The sequence below is a fragment of the Candidatus Binataceae bacterium genome, from assembly GCA_035500095.1.
Taxonomy (GTDB): Bacteria; Desulfobacterota; Binatia; order Binatales; family Binataceae; genus JAKAVN01.
Window position 1 is genome coordinate 1 of the sequence record DATJXN010000102.1, and the last position, 18,756, is coordinate 18,756.

At 66.7% G+C, this 18,756-nt stretch carries 20 protein-coding genes; 7 read left to right on the forward strand and 13 right to left on the reverse strand.

All coding sequences use genetic code 11. The annotated features are described in order from the left end of the window. From VMI09_10365 to VMI09_10390, 6 genes are all read left to right on the forward strand, one after another. The coding region (locus VMI09_10365) for a glycosyltransferase (protein ID HTQ25091.1) at positions 1 to 502 on the forward strand (502 nt) is incomplete at its 5' end. 78 nt (positions 503 to 580) lie between these two features. After that, the gene (locus VMI09_10370) at positions 581 to 1,456 is read left to right on the forward strand and encodes a YicC/YloC family endoribonuclease (protein ID HTQ25092.1); all 876 of its coding nucleotides are present in this window, start codon (positions 581 to 583) and stop codon (positions 1,454 to 1,456) included. Positions 1,457 to 1,546: 90 nt separating this feature from the next. Then, positions 1,547 to 2,170 (forward strand): guanylate kinase, encoded by a 624-nt coding sequence (gmk, locus tag VMI09_10375; GenBank protein HTQ25093.1) that lies wholly within the window; start codon positions 1,547 to 1,549, stop codon positions 2,168 to 2,170. Then, positions 2,158 to 4,389: a bifunctional (p)ppGpp synthetase/guanosine-3',5'-bis(diphosphate) 3'-pyrophosphohydrolase gene (locus VMI09_10380; GenBank protein HTQ25094.1), complete on the forward strand. Its 2,232-nt coding sequence runs from the start codon at positions 2,158 to 2,160 to the stop codon at positions 4,387 to 4,389. Before gmk ends, VMI09_10380 begins: the two co-directional genes overlap by 13 nt. Positions 4,390 to 4,423: 34 nt before the next feature. Then, positions 4,424 to 4,807, forward strand: a complete 384-nt coding sequence (locus VMI09_10385; GenBank protein HTQ25095.1) for a RidA family protein — start codon at positions 4,424 to 4,426, stop codon at positions 4,805 to 4,807. Positions 4,808 to 5,185: 378 nt separating this feature from the next. Further along, the gene (locus VMI09_10390) at positions 5,186 to 6,151 is read left to right on the forward strand and encodes a hypothetical protein (protein ID HTQ25096.1); all 966 of its coding nucleotides are present in this window, start codon (positions 5,186 to 5,188) and stop codon (positions 6,149 to 6,151) included. A 34-nt stretch (positions 6,152 to 6,185) separates the two neighbouring features. Here the strand turns inward: VMI09_10390 and VMI09_10395 are convergent, their stop codons facing one another. The 5 genes from VMI09_10395 to lpxB are packed head-to-tail and all read right to left on the reverse strand — an operon-like array spanning position 6,186 to position 10,863. Further along, positions 6,186 to 6,983 (reverse strand): lipopolysaccharide kinase InaA family protein, encoded by a 798-nt coding sequence (locus VMI09_10395; GenBank protein HTQ25097.1) that lies wholly within the window; start codon positions 6,981 to 6,983, stop codon positions 6,186 to 6,188. After that, positions 6,980 to 7,150, reverse strand: coding sequence for a Trm112 family protein (locus VMI09_10400; GenBank protein HTQ25098.1), 171 nt, complete (start codon positions 7,148 to 7,150; stop codon positions 6,980 to 6,982). The genes VMI09_10395 and VMI09_10400 overlap by 4 nt, the downstream gene beginning before the upstream one ends. Further along, on the reverse strand, positions 7,140 to 8,330 hold the full coding sequence (gene lpxK / locus VMI09_10405; protein ID HTQ25099.1) for a tetraacyldisaccharide 4'-kinase: 1,191 nt from the start codon (positions 8,328 to 8,330) through the stop codon (positions 7,140 to 7,142). The genes VMI09_10400 and lpxK overlap by 11 nt, the downstream gene beginning before the upstream one ends. Next, the gene (locus VMI09_10410) at positions 8,327 to 9,691 is read right to left on the reverse strand and encodes a glycosyltransferase N-terminal domain-containing protein (GenBank protein HTQ25100.1); all 1,365 of its coding nucleotides are present in this window, start codon (positions 9,689 to 9,691) and stop codon (positions 8,327 to 8,329) included. The genes lpxK and VMI09_10410 overlap by 4 nt, the downstream gene beginning before the upstream one ends. Beyond that, positions 9,688 to 10,863: a lipid-A-disaccharide synthase gene (gene lpxB, locus VMI09_10415; protein HTQ25101.1), complete on the reverse strand. Its 1,176-nt coding sequence runs from the start codon at positions 10,861 to 10,863 to the stop codon at positions 9,688 to 9,690. The genes VMI09_10410 and lpxB overlap by 4 nt, the downstream gene beginning before the upstream one ends. 194 nt (positions 10,864 to 11,057) lie before the next feature. Here lpxB and VMI09_10420 point away from each other — a divergent pair, with 194 nt between their 5' ends. After that, the gene (locus tag VMI09_10420; protein ID HTQ25102.1) at positions 11,058 to 11,516 is read left to right on the forward strand and encodes a universal stress protein; all 459 of its coding nucleotides are present in this window, start codon (positions 11,058 to 11,060) and stop codon (positions 11,514 to 11,516) included. A 46-nt stretch (positions 11,517 to 11,562) separates the two neighbouring features. Here VMI09_10420 and VMI09_10425 read toward each other — a convergent pair whose 3' ends face one another. The 8 genes from VMI09_10425 to VMI09_10460 all read right to left on the reverse strand — a co-directional run. Continuing rightward, on the reverse strand, positions 11,563 to 12,180 hold the full coding sequence (locus VMI09_10425) for an SCO family protein (protein HTQ25103.1): 618 nt from the start codon (positions 12,178 to 12,180) through the stop codon (positions 11,563 to 11,565). 39 nt (positions 12,181 to 12,219) lie between these two features. Beyond that, positions 12,220 to 13,164 (reverse strand): Gfo/Idh/MocA family oxidoreductase, encoded by a 945-nt coding sequence (locus VMI09_10430; protein ID HTQ25104.1) that lies wholly within the window; start codon positions 13,162 to 13,164, stop codon positions 12,220 to 12,222. Between the two features lies 1 nt (position 13,165). Next, on the reverse strand, positions 13,166 to 13,999 hold the full coding sequence (gene lpxI, locus VMI09_10435) for a UDP-2,3-diacylglucosamine diphosphatase LpxI (GenBank protein ID HTQ25105.1): 834 nt from the start codon (positions 13,997 to 13,999) through the stop codon (positions 13,166 to 13,168). Continuing rightward, entirely contained in the window at positions 13,992 to 14,783 is a 792-nt protein-coding gene (gene lpxA / locus VMI09_10440; GenBank protein HTQ25106.1) for an acyl-ACP--UDP-N-acetylglucosamine O-acyltransferase, read from the reverse strand. The genes lpxI and lpxA overlap by 8 nt, the downstream gene beginning before the upstream one ends. After that, on the reverse strand, positions 14,780 to 15,265 hold the full coding sequence (gene fabZ / locus VMI09_10445) for a 3-hydroxyacyl-ACP dehydratase FabZ (GenBank protein HTQ25107.1): 486 nt from the start codon (positions 15,263 to 15,265) through the stop codon (positions 14,780 to 14,782). Before fabZ ends, lpxA begins: the two co-directional genes overlap by 4 nt. A gap of 10 nt (positions 15,266 to 15,275) precedes the next feature. Beyond that, on the reverse strand, positions 15,276 to 15,887 hold the full coding sequence (locus VMI09_10450; protein ID HTQ25108.1) for an OmpH family outer membrane protein: 612 nt from the start codon (positions 15,885 to 15,887) through the stop codon (positions 15,276 to 15,278). Positions 15,888 to 16,088: 201 nt separating this feature from the next. After that, the gene (gene bamA / locus VMI09_10455) at positions 16,089 to 18,401 is read right to left on the reverse strand and encodes an outer membrane protein assembly factor BamA (GenBank protein HTQ25109.1); all 2,313 of its coding nucleotides are present in this window, start codon (positions 18,399 to 18,401) and stop codon (positions 16,089 to 16,091) included. A 175-nt stretch (positions 18,402 to 18,576) separates the two neighbouring features. After that, positions 18,577 to 18,756, reverse strand: a 180-nt coding sequence (locus VMI09_10460) for an ABC transporter (protein ID HTQ25110.1), incomplete at its 5' end; no start/stop codon positions are given.

Genomic DNA, 18,756 nt, shown 5'->3' on the forward strand with positions numbered 1-18,756 from the left:
AGTCGCGCAGCCGGACGCCTCCTGCGGGCCGGTCGTCGCGATCGTCGCCGGCGACGGGTCGCTGCGCGGCACGCTCGCCGCCGAGATTCGGCGCCTGGGACTTGCCGATACCGTTCGGATGGTCGGGCGCGTCAACGACCCGCGCCCAATCCTGTGGGCGCTGGATATTTTCGCGATGCCCTCGCTGAGCGAGGGACTCGGCGTCGCGCTGCTCGAGGCGATGGCCTGCGGGCTCCCCGCCGTCGCGGCGCGCGTCGGCGGGATCGTCGATGCGGTTCAGGACGGGCGCACCGGAGTCCTGATCGCGCCGGAAGACGCGGATGCTCTCGCGCGGACCATCGCACATCTTGGCGCCGACGACACGGTACGGAACGCAATGGGGATAGCCGCTCGGGCACGTGCGGTTGAACGCTTTTCGATGGCTTCCATGGCGCGCCGGACGGTTGAGCTTTATCGGGCCTGCCTTCAAACTGGGGCAGCGGCGAAGGCCGTTGCGGGATAGGCGAGTGCCGTCTGGGCAATGGGCTGGAGGCCGTTTTGGGGCGATAGGCTGAAGGCCGTTTTGGGGGACGACAGGTAAATGCACAGCATGACCGGCTTCGGACGGGCAGAGATTGAACGCGGCAAGGTGCGCGTCGCGGCGGAAGTGCGCACGCTGAATCAGCGCTTTTTCGAACTTAAGCTTAATTTACCCCGCAACTGGGGCGAGCATGAGGCCGAAATCCGCAAACGAGTCCAGGCGGTTATCGCGCGCGGCCGAGTCGAGCTCTTCGTCCGATGCGCGCCGCTTGGCCCGCCGCCCACGGCGCTTCGCGTCAATGACCGCCTCGCGGCCGCCTACGTCAGGGAGCTCGGCCGGCTCGGGCGCGCGCTCGGGCTTACCGGAAAGCCGGGAATCGAGGTCCTGCTGCATCGTCCGGAGATTTTTCAGGTGAGCGAGGAGGATACCGATTCGCGGCCCGGAGTACAGTTGGGCTTCGCAGCCATCGCACGGGCGCTCAAGGTGCTCGAGGCCGACCGCAAGCGCGAGGGCAGGGCGCTGCGCGCCGACTTTGTCGCCCGGATCAAGACCATTACCGAGGCGGTGCCTCGAATCGAGCGGCTTGCGGAGGCGTCCCGCAGCGAAATTGTGGCGAATTTCCAGAAACGCCTGCACGATCTCATCGCCGATCTTGCCGTCAACGAGAAGCGGCTTTACGAAGAAGCCTCCGACGCCGCCCAGCGCGCCGATATAGCCGAAGAGATCACTCGCCTGCGAGTCCATTTGCGAGGTCTGCGCGAACTGGTCGAAAGCGAGGGGCCCGTGGGCAAGCAGATCGAGTTTCTGCTGCAGGAGGTTAATCGCGAGATCAACACGATCGGCGCCAAGTCCCAGAGCGCGGCGCTCTCGCGGATAACCGTCGCGCTTAAGGGCGAAGTCGAAAAGATGCGTGAGCAGGTGCAGAACGTCGAGTAAGTTCAGAACGTCGAGCGGCTTCGGAACGTCGGCAAGTAGGGCGCGAAAACCCTTGATTGCAAAGGACTTGCGGCTTTTATAGGCTTGCTTATGGAGCATACGGGGGCGCCCCGCCGCGGGATAATTTTCATTCTCTCGGCCCCCTCCGGGGCCGGAAAGACCACAATCTCACAAAGGGCGCTCAAAGCGATCGGCGACCTGGAAGCGTCCGTGTCGCTGACTACGCGCAGGCCTCGCATCGGCGAGGTCGAAGGAGCGGACTATCTTTTCGTGAGCGAGGAGGAGTTCATCCGACGGCGCGAGGCTGGAGAACTGGCGGAATGGGCCAGGGTCTTCGAAGCCTCCTACGGAACGCCACGCGCGGCGCTCGACCGCGCGATCGCCGCGGGCCGCGACATCCTGCTCGACATCGACATCCAGGGCGCCCGGCAGATCAAACGCAAATACCCTCGCGACGCGGTAACGATTTTCGTTCTTCCGCCGAGCTTCGCGGAGCTTGAAGGGCGCCTGCGCAAACGCGCTACCGAGGACGAAGCCGCGATCGCCGGCCGTTTGCGGCGCGCCAGGGAAGAAGCGCAAGCCTTTCCCGAGTACGACTACCTGATAATCAACGCAGATCTCGAAGAATCACTGACTGGTCTAAAGGCCGTGGTGGAGGCGGAGCGGTTGAGGGTGGCGCGGCTGCGCGAGGACTTCGCAGCGTGGAAGAAGTAGCCGCCTCCGCCGGAGAGCCTGCTCCCGCCGAGCTCGAACAACTCCTCAAGCGGGTCCAGGCCTATAACCCGCAGGCCGACCTCCAGCTAATCCGCCGCGCCTATGAATATTCGGCGCGGATGCACGCCGAGCAGAAGCGCGAGTCGGGCGAGCCCTACGTCACCCATCCGCTCAACGTCGCGCTCATCATCGCGCAACTCAAGCTCGACCTTCCCTCGATCATCACCGGGCTTTTGCACGACGTGGTCGAGGACACGATGGCCTCGCTCGACGAGGTGCGCGAGCTTTTCGGCGGCGAGGTTGCGACCCTGGTCGACGGCGCAACCAAGGTTTCCAAGATCGCGTTTTCCAGCCGCGCTGAGAAGCAGGCCGAGAATTTCCGCAAGATGGTGATCGCGATGGCGCACGACATCCGCGTCGTGCTCATCAAGCTCGCCGACCGTCTGCACAATATGCGCACGCTCTCCCATCTGGCGCGCGAGCGCCAGGAAGAAATCGCGCGCGAGACGTTGGAAATCTACGCGCCGATCGCCGGCCGGCTCGGCATCTACTGGCTCAAGTCGGAACTCGAGGACGTTGCCTTCCGCTATCTCAATCCGACCGCCTACGCGACGCTCAAGGCCCATCTCGCGCGCACGATGGCCGAGAGCGAGGAATACATCCGCACGGTAATCCGGATTATTGCGCAGCGCCTGGAGGAGGCCGGGGTCAAGGCCGAGGTAACCGGGCGGCCCAAGAACATCTATTCGATCCATCGCAAGATGCAGGAGGAGGGTCTGCAGTTCGACCAGGTTTACGACCTGGTCGCCTTCCGCATCATCGTCGCCACGCTGCGCGAGTGTTACGAGGCGCTCGGCGTCGCGCACGCGAGCTGGAAGCCGATTCCCGGCCGCTTCAAGGACTACATCGCGCTGCCCAAGGTCAACATGTACCAGTCGCTCCACACAACCGTGATCGGGCCGCAAGGGCAACGGATGGAAGTGCAGATCCGGACTGCCGAGATGCACAAGGTGGCCGAGGAAGGAATCGCGGCGCACTGGAGCTACAAGGAGGGCGGGACCAGCGAGCTGCGCGAGACCGAACGCTTCGCCTGGCTGCGCCGCCTTATCGAATGGCAACAGAACCTCAAGGACCCGCAGGAGTTCCTCTCCACTGTCAAGGATGACCTCTTCCCCGAAGAGGTCTTCGTTTTTACGCCCAAGGGCGACGTGCTCGACTTTCCGCAAGGCGCGACGGTTATCGATTTCGCCTACCGCATCCATTCCCAGGTCGGGCAGCATCTGAGCGCCGCTCGCGCCAACGGCCGGATGGTGCCGCTGCGCTACCGGCTCAAGTCGGGCGACACGATCGAAGTCATCACTTCCGAGCGGCAGAGCCCGGGCAAGGACTGGATGAGCTTTGCGGCGACCGCGCGCGCCAAGAGCCGTATTCGCCAGTGGCTGCGCGCGCAGCAGGCCGAGCGCTCGATCAAATGGGGAATTACGCTCATCGACCGCGAGCTCGAACCGCTCGGGCTGAGTGTCGCGCAGCTCCGTCCCGGCAAGCGCTTCGAGCCGGTGCTCAAGGAATTCTCCTATCGCGACGTGGACAGCCTGCTCGCCGCGGTCGGCTACGGGATCATCACCGCGGCGCAGCTGCTGGCCAAGTTGCTGACGCCCGAAGAGCTCAAGCTCTACCGCGCCGAGAAGGCGCCGCCGCCGCCGTCAACCGACGCCGGGCGGGCGGCGCGCGAGACCCGCCGCCATCCGGGCGGCAACGCAGTCATCGTCTCCGGCGTGGGCGATATGCTGGTGCGGTTCGCACGATGCTGCAGCCCGCTGCCCGGCGAGGAGATCACGGGCTTCATCACGCGTGGCCGCGGCGTGACGGTTCATCTCAAGGGATGCGCCCATGCGATGGTGAGCGATCCGCAGCGCCGTGTGCCGGTGGTGTGGAAGGAAGGCGAGGACACGCCGCGGCCGATTCGGCTCGAAGTCCTCAGCATCGACCAGCCGGGGCTGCTGGCCGCGATGTCCAAGACCATCGCGACCGCCGGCGTCAATATCGCGACCGCCGAAGTCAAGTCCGCCGGCAATGATGGCCGCGCGTTATCGGTCTTCGAGCTGAGCGTCGGCAGCGCGCGCCAGCTCAACGGATTGATTCATCAGATCGCCGCGATCGACGGCGTGATGCGGGTGGCGCGGGTCGGAATGGGCGGCGGCAACGGCCAGCGCGCCTAGGGTTTCGCAAAAATTCTTCATCCGGGACTTATCGATGAAACATCAGATTTCAACGGCTCAGGCGCCGGCCGCCATCGGCCCCTACTCGCAGGCGATCGGCGACGAACAGTGGGTTTTCTGCTCGGGGCAGATCGGAATCGATCCCTTAAGCGGCCGGCTGGTCGAGGGCGGAATCGAGCATGAGACGCGGCGCGTGATGGAGAACCTGCGCGAGGTGCTGTCCGCGGCGGGCCTCCATTTCCGCGATGTCGTGAAGACGACGATTTATATGATCGACCTCGGCGAATTCGACGTCGTCAACCGCGTTTATGGCGAGCACCTGAATGCGCCGTACCCCGCGCGGGCCACCGTACAGGTGGCGGCGCTCCCCCGCGGAGCGCGGGTCGAGATCGACGCGATTGCGCGCCGGCACTCGTAGAGGCGTCGCACGAACCGGCGAAATTCTGCGAGGCCAGGCTACGCCGCCGGAGCGGTCACCACCGGAGCGGTCACCAGGACATTTTTCTCGCGCTCGAGGATTTTGCGCACCGCCGGGCGCGCCAGCATCCGGTCCTTGAACGCCGCAGAGCGTTAGCTTAATCAAGCTCCTCCCCTGTCCATTCTTGTCAGTCTGATTATCATCCGCGGTACTACCGCGCTCGGCCGCCTTCATTCAAGTGCGGGCAAAGTTTGCGGAGTCGGGATTTTCCTGTAACCGAAGACGCGATTTTTCGTCTATGGGGAACGCGAGTGCACCGAGAAGACATTGTCGAGGGAATTCTGCGACCAGAGAGCGGCAGCCTCGGGAACGTCTGCGATGGTTACGATGCGCGTGGCCGATTATACGATTTCAATTGCGATTATGGCGGTCCTGCTCTCGGCCTGTGCGACGGCGAAACCGCCCGAAGCCGCACCTGCGCCTGCCGCGCAGAGCGCCTCCGGGCCCGCCGGACATACTTCTGCCGAACATATCTATGTCACCGCAGATTCGCTCGACACCGCCTGTTACCGCGAGGTTGGAGAAATCAGCTACGTCGAGCCCTTTGCCGTGGCGGTCACGGACCCCGACCATCTGCAGATGACGGACGGGCTCAGGCAGGCCGCCGCCGCGAAGTATCCCAACCGCGTTGACGCGATTATCAACGTGCACGCCGGTGACCACGACGTCGGCAGCGAGGTGCAGGTCACGGGCGAAGCGGTGCAACTCGAACCGGACAACAAGCTCGGTTGCAAACTGCCGGAGACGATTGCCGCGGCGCTCCTCGGTCTCGCAACCAGCTCCAAGCCACGCGGCGCCCGGCGCGGCGCCACCACCGGCTCAGGCTACAACGGTCCGGCGGGCACGACCAACACGGCCGTGGAAGGAAGCGCCAGCGGCGATCCGGCCCGGGACATAAAGGAAAATCTGCGGCGCGCGATGGCCGCTTCGATGCCCGGTCAGACGCAGGTGAACGAGCAGTCGCTTGGCAACCAGGCGCAGATGCAACAGGCGGAGATCGACCGTCTGCGCAAAGGCCTCGAGCAGATGGTCGGCGAGCGATGCGCGGCGGCAGACGTTTCGGCCGCGGAATGCGATTCGATGCGCAAAAACGCCGAGGTGCTGCAGCCGCACGAAGTGGTCGTGGTCCCGCACAAGGACGCCGGCGACAAGAGCCCGAGCGCCTTCGAGCTTCAAAACCTGCTCCAGGAGCAGCGCGAGCTGATCGAAAAGCTTCGCGGCAAGATCGCCGACCTGAGCGAGATCCCGCACGAAGCGGCCGCCGCCGCCGCTCCGTCGAATTAGTCTCGTGTCACGCTGACGCCCGCGCGCAGCCGAATCAGGCGAAATTCAGAATCGACAGCACGGCCGAATCGAGATACCGCCCGCGCGGATCGAGCTTGCGGGCCGAACGCATCAGGCGCGCGGCGATCCGCCGGCGGGCCGCGCCGCCGACGGCCCGATCGTAAAGCCGCGCCTTGTCGAGATCGAGGATGATGACGGCGAAGCTCTCGCCGCGCGGGGTGACGAAAAGATTCTCGAGGTTGAGGTCAGGATGGTGCAGCCCCTCGCGGAGCATCGTCTCGATCGCCGCGCGAGCGCATTCGAGGACGTGGATGCGCACGCTCGGGTCGTCGTCGGTGCGCAGAAATTCCCACAGCGTCATGCCGGCCGCGGCGCGGGTGATGAAAAAACCACGATAGAAGCCCGGCGCGACCCATCGCACTGCCGCGCCCATCGGCTCGGCCAGCGGCACCCCGCGCCGCGCGGCCTCGGCGGTCACGGCCAGCTCGATTAGCGGCCGCGGACGCAGTCCGAAATAGAGATCGTCGAGCACGAAACGCATCGCGCCGCCGCGCCGCGCGCGGCGAACGAACAGTTCGGGCCCGGCGGGCAGCGCGAGCTTGAAGCCGCCGCCGCGATTGCCGGCGCCGGGCGCGCCCGCGGCGCCAAGCTCGCGGAGCGCGGCGGCGAGCGTCGTTGCATAACGCGCCAGATCGGCGCGCAGGTAGAGCTGATAGGGACCGGCGGAAATTCGGGAGAAGTCGCCCCTGACGGCGCCGCGCCAGGCGCGATAGTGCGCGCCATTCATCGCATCGGCGCGCGGCCGCACCTTCTCATGCCTTGACGGCCTCACTTCACCGGCTGGGCTTCCTCGATCAGCATGATTGGGATGTCGTCTCTGATCGGGTAGAGCAAATGGCACGCCTCGCAGACGAGCCCGTCCTGCTTGTCGGTAACGCGCAGATCGCCCTTGCATTTGGGGCAGGCCAGAATGTCGAGCAGTTCCTGGCTAATCGCCATTTTTACCCAAGGCCTCCTTTACTCGTGGGTCAGGATCGCCGCCTGGGGCGGTATGCAAAGCAGCGCGCTTCGCAACGATCATGTCGACGAGGCGTGTCTCGTCGTCGGGATCCATCACGACTTCGAGGCGTAGAGCGTACAGCGAATCGCGCTCGAACGGAAACCGCTCGAGCTTCACCAAATCCTTCTCCGTGGTCACGAAAACCGCGCCGTCGCGTCCGGCGGCCACGATGCTGTGCCAGTCGGCCGCGGTGTAAACGTGATGGTCAGGATATTCGAGCACGCCGACCAGGTCGGCTTCCAACTCGCGCAGCATCCGATAGAAGCCGGCGGCGCTCGCCAGGCCGCTGACCGCGACCACGCGCCGGCCCATCAGCGCGAGCGGCTCCTCTGTCCATCGCTCGGCGCTGCTGGCGGGGGCGAGCAGCGCACGCGGTCTGAGCACGGCGTGGAGGAGCAGCGGATGCAGCGCGATGGCGTGCGGAATTGCGCCGGCGGTGCTCTGGCGCGCGGCGGCGGCGCGCCCCGTGCCGACCGCAATCACCGCGTCGGCGCGCCGCGCCGCGCCGATCGGTTCGCGCATCGGGCCCGCCGGCAAGAGCCATCCGTTGCCCACCCCGCGCTCGGCGCTCATCAGCAGCAAATCGACGTCGCGCGCCAGGCGCACGTGCTGAAACGCGTCGTCGAGCACCACGGCGTCGATCGGGCCGAGGCGCTGCTCGATGAGCTCGATGGCGTCGATGCGCCGGCGCGCGACCGCGATCGGCCCGGCGAACGACTTTGCCATCATCACCGCCTCGTCTCCGGCCTCCTCGGGGCCGGCGAGCAGCCGCTCGCCGTCAGAAACGAGAAGCGCGCGCGCCGTGCTCGCTGCGCGGCCCCATCCGCGGCTTACGATCGCGACCTTAAGCCCGCGCATGCGCAGGCGCGAGGCGAGGAAGAGAGTGAATGGCGTCTTGGCGTTGCCGCCCAGCGTGAGATTGCCGACGCTTACCACCAGCGGGCGCGCCCGCCGTTTCATCTTGCGCCACCAGAGCGCGCGCGCCGCCAGGGCGACCCGGTACGCGCCGGCGGCGGGCACCAATGCAGCCCACAAGAGCCGCTGACGGAGCGCGAGGTCGCTCTGCCAGAGCCCCTCAAGGCGCGAGCGATTAGGCGGCGCCGGCGTGGAGTCGTTCATGATTGGGGCGGCGCGCCGACGAGCGGCCTGAGTTCGGCCAGCGTGGCGGCGACGCCGCCGGCCATCCGCTCGACCACCGCTTTTGCGGCGCGTCCTGCCGCGCGCCGCGCCGCGTCATCGTCGAGCAATGCGCTCACCGAGCGCACAAGCTCAGCCGCGTTGCGGACGACCGCTCCTGCGCGCGCTTCAAGCAGCGCCGCTGCGATCGCGCGCTGGTTCTCATGAAAGGGTCCGAACAGCACGGGGACGGCGGCAGCGGCCGGTTCGGCAAGGCTCTGTCCGCCGCGTCCGGGCGCGAGGCTTCCACCGACGAACGCGGCCGCGCCCCGCCCGTACATCGCCCGCAGATCGCCCATCGTGTCGAGCAGCATCACGCGCGCCGCGGCCGCGCCGTCCGCATCCTGCGCGCTCGCCTTTGCGTATTCGATCCGCGCGGCGCCAAGGAGCGCCTCGACCTCGGCGATGCGTCCGAGATGGCGCGGCGCGACAACGAGGGCGAGCCGATCGAAACGCGCGCTGAGTTCGCGCCATGCGTCGATCACGACCTGCTCCTCACCCGGGGCGGTCGAGCCCGCGACCAGTACCGTGCGTCCGACCGCAAAGGCGTCAAGCGCGGGCCGCAGCGGCGCGGCAACGAGACTTGCGAGGTCGAACTTGGTGTTGCCGGTCACGACCACGCGGTCCGCAATTGCGCCGAGGGCGAGAAAGCGCTCCGCATCTTCCGGGGTCTGCGCCAGAACGCGATCCGCGCACTCGAGCGCTTCCCGCAGGAGCGGGCGAACGCAGCGGTAACGGCTGAGCGCGCGCGCGGAGATACGGCCGTTGACGATCGCGAGGCACGCACCCGCGCGATGCGACTCGATGAAATAGTTGGGCCAAAGCTCGGTCTCGGCAATCAGCACCAGGGTGGGGCGAAGCGCACCCAGGAAATGGCCAAGCGCGGCGCGACAGTCGAGCGGCGCGAGCAGATGCGCGCGCGCCCCGGGCAGCGCGCGCCGCGCCGCCTCGCGCCCCGCCGCTGTCATCGTTGTGACGACCAGCGTCGCGCCGGGGCGCTCGCGAACGAGCGCGCTCGCGACCGCGCCGAGCGCCCCCACTTCGCCGACGGACGCCGCGTGCGCCCAGATGCGCGGCTCCTCCGGCGGCGCCGTATTATCGCCGGCCCACGCACGGCCCAGGCGCGCGCGCCGCGCCGCAGCGTCGAGCGCCCCGCCGCTTAGCGCAAGCGCGACCGGGAGCGCCGGATACCAGAGCGCATTGTACAAGAGACGGAGCATCCTCTGGCCGCGGAGCCGGCGCGCGGGCTCAAGGCGGTGCGCCGCCGGGATGCGCCCGCCGCTCCCCGCCCCCGCGGATTTCATTCCATCATATCGAGCGCGATCGCGGCGACGCGCGCGGCGGCTCCCGGCTCGCCCAGGCGAGCGCGCAGCCCGAGCAGCGCCTCGCGCGTCTCGGTGCGCAGCGGTTCCACCATCAGGTTTTCGGCTGCCCGCACCAGGTTGCGCGGGTTGACCTGGCCCTGGATAAGCTCGGGCACGACCTTGCGCCCGGCCAGGATGTTCGGCATCGCGATAAAATCCACGCCGCGCACGAGTATCCGCGCAAGTGCGTAAGTGAGCGGCGACATCTTGTACGCGACCACCATCGGGCAGCCCAAAAGCGCGGTTTCCAGCGTGGCCGTGCCCGAAGCTGCCAGCGCAAGTTCGCTCGCCGCAACGATGCTGTAGGTGTCGCCTTCGATCACGCGGATGCCGTCGAGGTTAACGCGTCCTTCCTCGCGCAGTTGCGCGAGCGTGAGCGTCGGCGCAAGCGCGATCACCGGGATGAGGCCATGGTCGGCCTCGAGCACGCGCGCGGCTTCGACCATCGGGCGGAGCAGATAGCGCACCTCGCCGCGCCGGCTGCCCGGCAGAAGCGCGAGCAGCGGCCTTAAAGCAGGCAGGCCGTGGCGTTTGAGCGTGGCCGCGCGATCCTGCGCGGGCGCGACGCGGTCGAGCAGCGGATGGCCGACGAAGGTGACGCGCTCGCCCGCGGCGGCATAAATTTCCGCCTCGAAGGGCAGGACCACGGCGAGACGATCGGTGCGCTCGATGATGCGCGAGACGCGGCCGCGGCGCCAAGCCCATACCTGCGGAGTGATGTAGTAGAGCACCGGCACCCCGGCGCGCTTGGCCGCGCCCGCGAGCGACATGTTGAACTCGGCAAAGTCGATGAGGATGACCAGGTCGGGGCGCTCGCTTCGGAGCATCGCCTTGAGTTGCCGGAGCGCGCCGAGCGTGCGGCGAATGGTCGAGGCGAGTTCGGCAAGCCCAAGGCCGGCGATGTCTTCGGTGCGCGTGAGCGCACGCACCCCGGCCGCGCGCATCCGCTCGCCGGCGATGCCGAACAGGTCGCATCCTGGGTCGCGGGCGAGAATCTCGGCGGCGAGGTCGGCGCCGTGGAGATCGCCCGAAGCTTCGCCGGCCACGATCATCACGCGCCGGCGCCGGGCCGCGGAGGCGGCGGGCGGCGGTTCCCTGGGAGTCGCGCTCATCGGGTGAATTGTGCTGGAAAACCGGCTGCCGCGCCACACGGCGCACGTCCGCAGGCCGGATCGGTGCATCGCGCGGCAGCGGCGGCGTGCGGACGGCTTGCAGTTGAACTGCAAACAAAGTAGGTTTCGCGCGAGATTGGCGCCGGGGCGGCGCGCCTTGCAGGATCGTCCCGGGCAGCGGGAGATAAGCGGTGGTGAAGATAGAAAACGTACTCTTCGCGACGGACTTCTCCGATGACTCCGGCTACGCGCTCAACTACGCGCGCACGATCGCCGAGATGAGCAACACCAGGCTCTACATCCTGCACGTGATCGAGAATCCGCTCGAGCATCTTTACGGCGTGCCGCACGGCGAATATCCCGCGCTTCAGGCGAACGCGGTCAAAAAAGTTCACGAATTGATCCATCGCTTCGACGACGTGCTGGCGGGGTTCACCAACTTCGAACTCTTGACCAAGGAAGGCGAAGCGCCGCTGGAAATTCTCAAAACGGCCGAGGAAAAGCACAGCGGGGCGATCGTGATGGGTACACACGGCCGCGGCGCGCTGCGCAATCTCCTGCTCGGCGGCACCGTGGACAAGGTGTTGCGCAGCGCGAACGTCCCGGTGATGGTGGTGCGGCATCCGAGCCGGCATCTGCCCAAGCATAGCTGACCAAGGCGTGTACGGAAGACGGGCGCGCGCGCTCGCCTGACGGCATTCAGCCAAGCACTCGATCGATATCAGCCACGACCGTTGAGGCTTTGACCTCGAGCGGCTGGTACTGGCGCACCTGGCGGCCGTCGGGGCCGAGCAGGAAGCTCGCCGCCGCGTGATTCAGGGTGCCGTCGGCGTTGCGCATCCGCTTCATATCGTAAATCGCGAGCACCTGATCGATCCGGGCGGGCGTCCCGGTCAGGAAGAGCCATCCGGCTTCGTCGGCGCCGCGCTCGCGCGCGTATCTTTCGAGCACGGCCGGCCGGTCGTGCTCGGGATCGATCGAAATCGAAACGAAAGTTACCTGGTTGCCCAGTTTGGGGCCTAGCAGCTTCGCCACCGCGGCCATCCGCGAGGTCATCAGCGGACACGGTCCCGGACACATGGTGTAGATGAAATCGATCAGCACGGGATGGCCCTTGAGCGACGCGAGCGAGACGTCGCGGCCATGCTGGTCGACGAGCGTGACGGCGGGGAGACAGTCGTTGGTATTGGCGGCGGCGTAGGCGCCGGGTTCATCGACACCGGCGGGGCCGCGCGAACAACCTGCGAGTCCGAGCGCAAGGGCCGCGGCCAGCCCGGCGGCGAAAGTCAGCGCTGCGAATGTGGATCGAACGCGCATGCCAGATAGGAATATGCTGCTGCGAGCGGGGGCGGCGCGTCAACCGGGCGCGTCTGCCTCGGAGCGCATCGCGTTGCGGATGCGCTCGCTGATTTCCATCACGCGCAAGCCGTCGAGCGCCGTGACGGCCGGCGTGCCGCGCGTGCGCACGGAGGCAGCGAAGGCGGCGATCTCGTCGCCCAGCGGATCGCCCTCGCCAAGGTCGATCTGCTGCGCGGAAATTTCCGGATAGATTCCGCCGGGCGGCGGCGGCGATTTGCGATAGACCTGGATCCGGCGCGCCTCGTAGTCGACCGAGATGTAGGCGTCGGGCTGGAAGATGCGGATTTTGCGCTCGCGGCGCGGCGCCACGCGGCTCGTGTTGAGATTGGCGATGAGGCCGTCGCCGAAACGCAGGCGCGCGTTGGCAACGTCGATCTGATCGGTCAGGACGGCGACGCCGATCGCCTCGACCGCCGCGACCTCGGCGCCGGTCAGGGTCAGGATGACGTCGAGGTCGTGCACCATGAGGTCGAGGATCACGTCGACGTCGGTGCCGCGCTCGGTGAAGGGCGCAACGCGCAGGCACTCGATGAAGCGCGGCCCGCGAACCATCGGGCGCAACTCGACGATCGCGGGGTTGAAGCGTTCGAGATGGCCGATCTGCAGGATGCGCCCGCGCTCCTCGGCCAGCGCGGCGAGCTCGCGCGCCTCGCGCACGCTCGCCGCCATCGGTTTTTCGAGCAGCACGTCGATGCCGTTGGCGAGGAGCCAGGTCGCGATCTCGTGATGGAGGCTGCCGGGCGCGGCGACGCTCGCGGCCGTTATCATGCCGGCGAGCCCGCGATAGTCGGCGAGCGCGGCAGCGCCGTGGCGTGCGGCGGCTTCGCGGGCGCGTCCGAGATCGACGTCGACTAGGTGGGTGAGCCGAACCCCGGGGAGCGCGGCGTACTTGAGCGCATGCAGCGCGCCCAGGCGGCCGGCGCCGACCACGGCCACGCGCATTTCATCCACAGCTCCCCTCTCTGCCTGCCGCGCCGCCCTCGCCCCAGACCGTGATTCCGGCCTGGTCGGCGGCGGCGAGCGTGCGCGCGCGTTCGAGAATCAGCGCCTGTCCGGCCTCGACGCCGATCAGCGCGGCGCCGATTTCGGCCAGAAGGTCGATCGTGGCGGGCCCGATCGCGGGGCGATCGAAACGCAGGTCCTGGCCGGGCTTGGCCACCTTGGCGACGATCAGGCCGCGACCGAGAAGCGCCGCCGCGCGGCGGAGCGCAGCGTCGGTGCCCTCGACCGCCTCGATCGCGCCGACCACGCCGTCGCGCACCGCGGCGGCCTGGCCGACGTCGAAGTCGCCGAGCGCGCGCATCGCGCCCAACGCCAGGCGCAGGTCTCTGAGCTGCGCCGCGCCCGGCTCGGGCCCCGCCATCCGGCCGCTTGCGGCGAGCGCGTTGTCGAGCATCGGCACCGGATCGATCATCGCGATGCCGTCGGATTCCATTTCGGCCGCGATCGCGCGCAATAGCGCGTCGTCGCTGAAACGGCCGACGCGCGCCAGCATCGCGATCGCCCGCGCGTCGGGCGCGAACGATTCGCCCAGGCGCGCGCGCGCGATCCCGCCGGCCATCGCGGCCTCGCCGACACCCGCGCGCTTGAACGCGTCGATGATGGCCTGCAGCTCGCCGACGCGGATCCAGGTTATCTCCTCGCACAGCGCGGCCAGCCGCTCATCGGTTTCACCGCGATGCGCGACGGCCACCACCGCGAACCCGCGCCGGCGCGCCGCCTCGGCGACCTCGAGCGGAAAGACGCCGTTGCCGGCGATGATTCCGAGCTTACTCACGGTCGCGGCCCACCACGCCGCGCTCCGAGGCGCGGATGAAATCGACCAGCCGGCGCACCTCTGGCAAGGCCCCGCTTTCGTCCATCACCTGCTTGAGCGCATCCTCGCGCAGCAGCTTGGAGTAGAAGATCGTGCGGAAGGATGCGCGGAGCGCCGCGATTGCCTCGGGGCTGAAGCCGCGGCGCTCGAGGCCGACGGTGTTAATCCCGACCAGGCGCGCGCGGTCGCCCGCCACCATCGCATAGGGCGGCACGTCCTGCGCTACCTTGGAGCCGGCCGCGAGCATCGCGTGCGCGCCGATCCGGCTGAACTGATGGATCCCGCACATCCCGGCGCTGACGACCCATTCGTCGAGCACGCAATGGCCGGCGACCTCGGTCGAGTTGGCCAGGATCGAGTGGTCGCCGATCAGACAATCGTGCGCGACGTGGACGTAGTTCATCACCAGCACGTGGTTGCCGATGCGCGTGAGCATCCCGCCGCCTTCGGTGCCGCGATGGATGGTGGTGAACTCGCGGACGCGGTTGTCGTTGCCGATTTCCAGCCGCGAAGGTTCGTCCTGATACTTAAGATCCTGCGGCGCGGCGCCAATCGAGGCGAACTGGAAGATCCGGTTGCGCTCGCCGATCGTGGTGCGGCCCTCGATCACCGCGTAAGGCCCGATCCTGGTCGCGGCGCCGATCCGCACCTCGGGACCGACGACCACTCCCGGGCCGACCTCCACGCTGGAGTCGAGTTCGGCGCGCCGGTCAATGACGGCGCTTGGATGGATGCGCCCGGCTATGACTTTGACTCCTCGACTTCCATCGCCGAAAGCTCGGCTTCAGCTACCAGCTCGCCGTCCACGCGCGCCTCGGCCTGCATTTTCCATAGCGGGCGGCGATGCTTGAGCAGCCGCACTTCCATCCGCAGCTGATCGCCGGGCACCACAGGGCGACGCAGGCGCAAATGGTCGATGCCGGTCAGCATGAACAGCGCGGGCGTCCGTGCGGCTTCGGCCGTCTTCTCGTCTGTCCCCAAGCTCCTCATGCCAAGCGCGAGCAGCGCACCCGACTGCGCCATCGCCTCGACCACCAGCACGCCTGGCATCACCGGGCGGCCGGGAAAGTGGCCGTTGAAAAACGGTTCGTCGATACTCACGTTCTTGAGCGTGAGTACGCGGTCGCCGCCGAATTCCAGCACCCGATCGACCATCAGGAACGGGTAGCGATGAGGCAGCCGGCGCAGCAGGCCGGCGAGGTCGAGCGCGGGCGAGTTGCCGTTCACGGCGCGGCTGCTACCTCGAGATGCTCGAGCGCTTGTGGGTCGAGCTTCCGGTGCCGGTCGGTTCGGGAGCGCCTGCGGGCGCCGCGCCCTCGACACCGGCCTGCGACGGCGGCGCCTGAGCCCATCGCGGATCGGGAGCCAGCGTGCCGGCCTTGACGTTCATCGAGTCGTAGGTGTGGATGACTTGATCGGTAATGTCGGCCGAGGGGACGCCCCACAGGAGCCCGCCCTTTTCCATTACCACCGTGTAGCCGGCCTTTTCGCCCAGCTCGCGCACGACGGTGGCGAGGTCGCGAACGATCGCGGCGGTGGCCTCATTATCCTTGTGGTGAAGCTCGTCGCGCTCGTTTTTGACGTCGTCCTCGAAGACGCGCATCTTTTTGGCCAGATCGTCCTCGAGGTTCTGGCGCTGGTCGGGCGACATCAGCATGCCCTTCTTGTCGAGCTCCTCCTTGAGGCCCTGGGCCTCGGCCTGCTCGCGCTGGAGCCGAGCCTGCGCCCGTTCGGCCTCGACGCGGATGTTGGAGCGCGCGCGTTTGCCGTTGTTGCATTCGTTTAGCGCGCGCTGAATATCGACGTAAGCGACTTTGACGTCGGCGCGCGCCGGAATGGCGGCAGCCATTGAGATTAGCACCGCCCCCAAAATCAGACCTTGCCTCATCGAAGTGAGAATCCTCCCCTGAAAACTACCATGCCAGGATACTGGCGACGGTCGACTCGTGAAGCCCGCACCGCGATAAATCGGGACCGCAGGGACCATCGAACTTAGGGCGCTATTTAACCCTATCCGGCGCGTCCTACGCTATAGCCGCGCTCCCGCGCGTCAGAGCGGGGCTCCCGCGCCAAAGTCGAACACGGTGTGCTGATCGTTGGGCCGCGGGTTGAGCGGTTTGGCGATATCGACATTGATCGGACCAAAAGGCGACTTCCAGAACAAGCCGACGCCCCAGGCATACTGCAAGCCGTCGAGCGTGATCGACTCGCGGGTCAGGAACGAGTTGCCGCCGTCGAAAAATACGCTGCCGCGCAGGCCCAACGCGTCGAGGATCGGAAACCCGATCTGCTGGCTGAACAGCAACTCCTTGCTGCCGCCCACCTGCTCCACCCCGAAGGGCTGGCCGAACTGGTTGAACAGGGTGACTTGCGGACCCAGCGAGTAGATCTCATAGCCGCGCACCTGGCCCTGGCCGTTGAGGCCGCCGGGAAAGAAACGCTCGTAAAGCGGAAGGTTGCCGCCCGTGCCGGTATTAAGCGCGGTGCCGTAGCCGAGTGTGAAGGAGGGCGAGTACACCCATTCGCCGAACCGAGCGTTCTTGATGAACGGGAAGAACCAGTGGCCGTGCAGGACGCCCTTGAAAAATGGCTGGCCGCCCAGACCGGCGAACTCCATATCGAGGGTCTGGACCGAACCGCTGCGCGGATCCCTGGCGTCGTCCACCGTGAAGCGGCGGATCGAGGGCAGGAATTCCGACACCCGGTTGTAGCCCTTCGCGCTCTGGATGTCGAAGGTCGTGAAGGGCGAGAGTCCGCCGATGCCCACGCTTTCGAATTGGTAACCGAGGCCGGCGGTGACGTGCTCGAGCGACAACGGCCCGATTCTGCTCAGACCGAGGTCGGCGAGCGGATAGCCGGTGTTGAGCAGAAAGCCAACTTCGCTCTGGTTGAAGCTGAACAGGTAGAGCTTGTTGTCGAAGCCCTGGATGCTGACCGCGAGCGGCATGTCGAGAAACCAGGGCTCGGTGTAGCTGACGCTCAGGTTTTCGAAGAGAAAGCCGATTTCGGCGCTGAAGGCCGCCGACTCGCCGCCGCCGAACAGGTTGGTGTTCTGCAGCAGGAAGGTGCCGAACAGCGAGGAGGCGCTGTCGTACCCGCCGCCGACCTGGAAGGAAGAAGTATTGCCCTCCTGCACGTTGACGTCGAGATTGATCTTATCGGGCTGGCGCGCCGGCTCGGTCGAGAGGCGCACGCTCTGGAAGTAGCCGAGCCCATCCAGCCGCTGCTTGGAGGCCTGGATCTTGGACGCGGAATAGGGCTCCTGCTCCTGCACTTTGATCTCGCGCCGGATGACTTTGTCGGAAGTCTTGGTGTTGCCGGAAATCTTGATCCGGTCGATCAGAACCTCGTTGCCCGGCGTGATCGCGTAGGTGACGTCGACCTTATGCGCGGTCGGGTTGATCTGCGTACGCGGGTCGACGTTGACGAAGGCGTAGCCGCGGTCGGAATAGAAGTCCGAGAGCGTCAGCACGTCGTGCTCCATCTCGGCGCCGCTGAAGACCCGGTCGGGCTTGAGCGTGAGCTTGGGGGTCAGATCGCTCTTGGGAAACTTCAGATCGCCGGCCACACCGACCTTGCCCACGGTAAAGATCGGGCCCTCATCGATCGTCACCGTGACGATGATTGAATTGCCGTGGCGGGTAACCGCAGGATCGCCGATATGCACCTGCAGGTAACCGTGGTTGTAGTAGTAGGCGCTGAGGCGATCGACGTCATCCTGCAGCTTGGTGCGGTCGAGCGAGCCGGTGTTGAAGATAAAGCTCAGAAGATTGTGCTTGCGCGTTTCCATCAACGTGCTCAACCTGCTGTCGGAGAACGCCTTGTTGCCGACGAACTTGATCGCGCTTATCTCGACCAGCGGACCTTCACTCACGTCAAATACGCCGACCGCGGTGTTATTGGGTCCGGGAATCGTGCGAAAGGTGACGTTGGCGTCCAGGTAACCCTTGCCCTGGTAGACGGTGCGCAGGGCCTGGATGCTCGATTGCACGAGCTGCGGGTCTTCGATCACGCCCGAATGGAGCTTGATTGCGCCCACCACTTCGTCGGCCGTGGGCTTGATCTCCTTCATCCCCTCGGTGCGGACGTCGGTTATGAGTGGCCGTTCCTTGACGTGATAGGTGAGGACCGCCTGTCCGCCCGCCTGGTCGACGCTCGCGTGGACATCGGTAAAAAAGCCCATCTTGTAGATGGCCTTGACGTCCTGATCGACGACCGCGTCGTTGAACGGCTGGCCGGGCTGGGCGGTTATGTGGATGCGGATCGCGTCTTCTTCGACGCGCTGGTTACCGACGATGCGGACGCGCGAGATTATCGGCTGCGGCTGCGCAAGCGCGCCTGCGGCCGCAAGCGCTAGCGCCAAAAATAAAAGCGCCGCATGGATCAGTCGCTCGCCTGTGCGGCGCCGCTTGCGCAAATCCACTCCTCACCTTCCCGTTTCTCCGAGGCGCGACCAAGCTAACCAATCGTCCTTGTGAAGTAAACCGAATGACCGCCAGAAACGAAACGGTTGCGCACCGGCGCCCGTTGCCTCCGCGCTAGGCGCGTTCCTCGACGAGACGCCCCTCGCGCATCCGCAGCGCCCGGCCCATCGAGCGCGTGAGCGCTTCGTTATGCGTCGCGATCACCAGCGTGACCCCGAGCTGGCGGTTGAGCAGATGGAAGTGCTGATGCACCTCGTCGGCGGTGTGAGGATCGAGATTGCCGGTCGGCTCGTC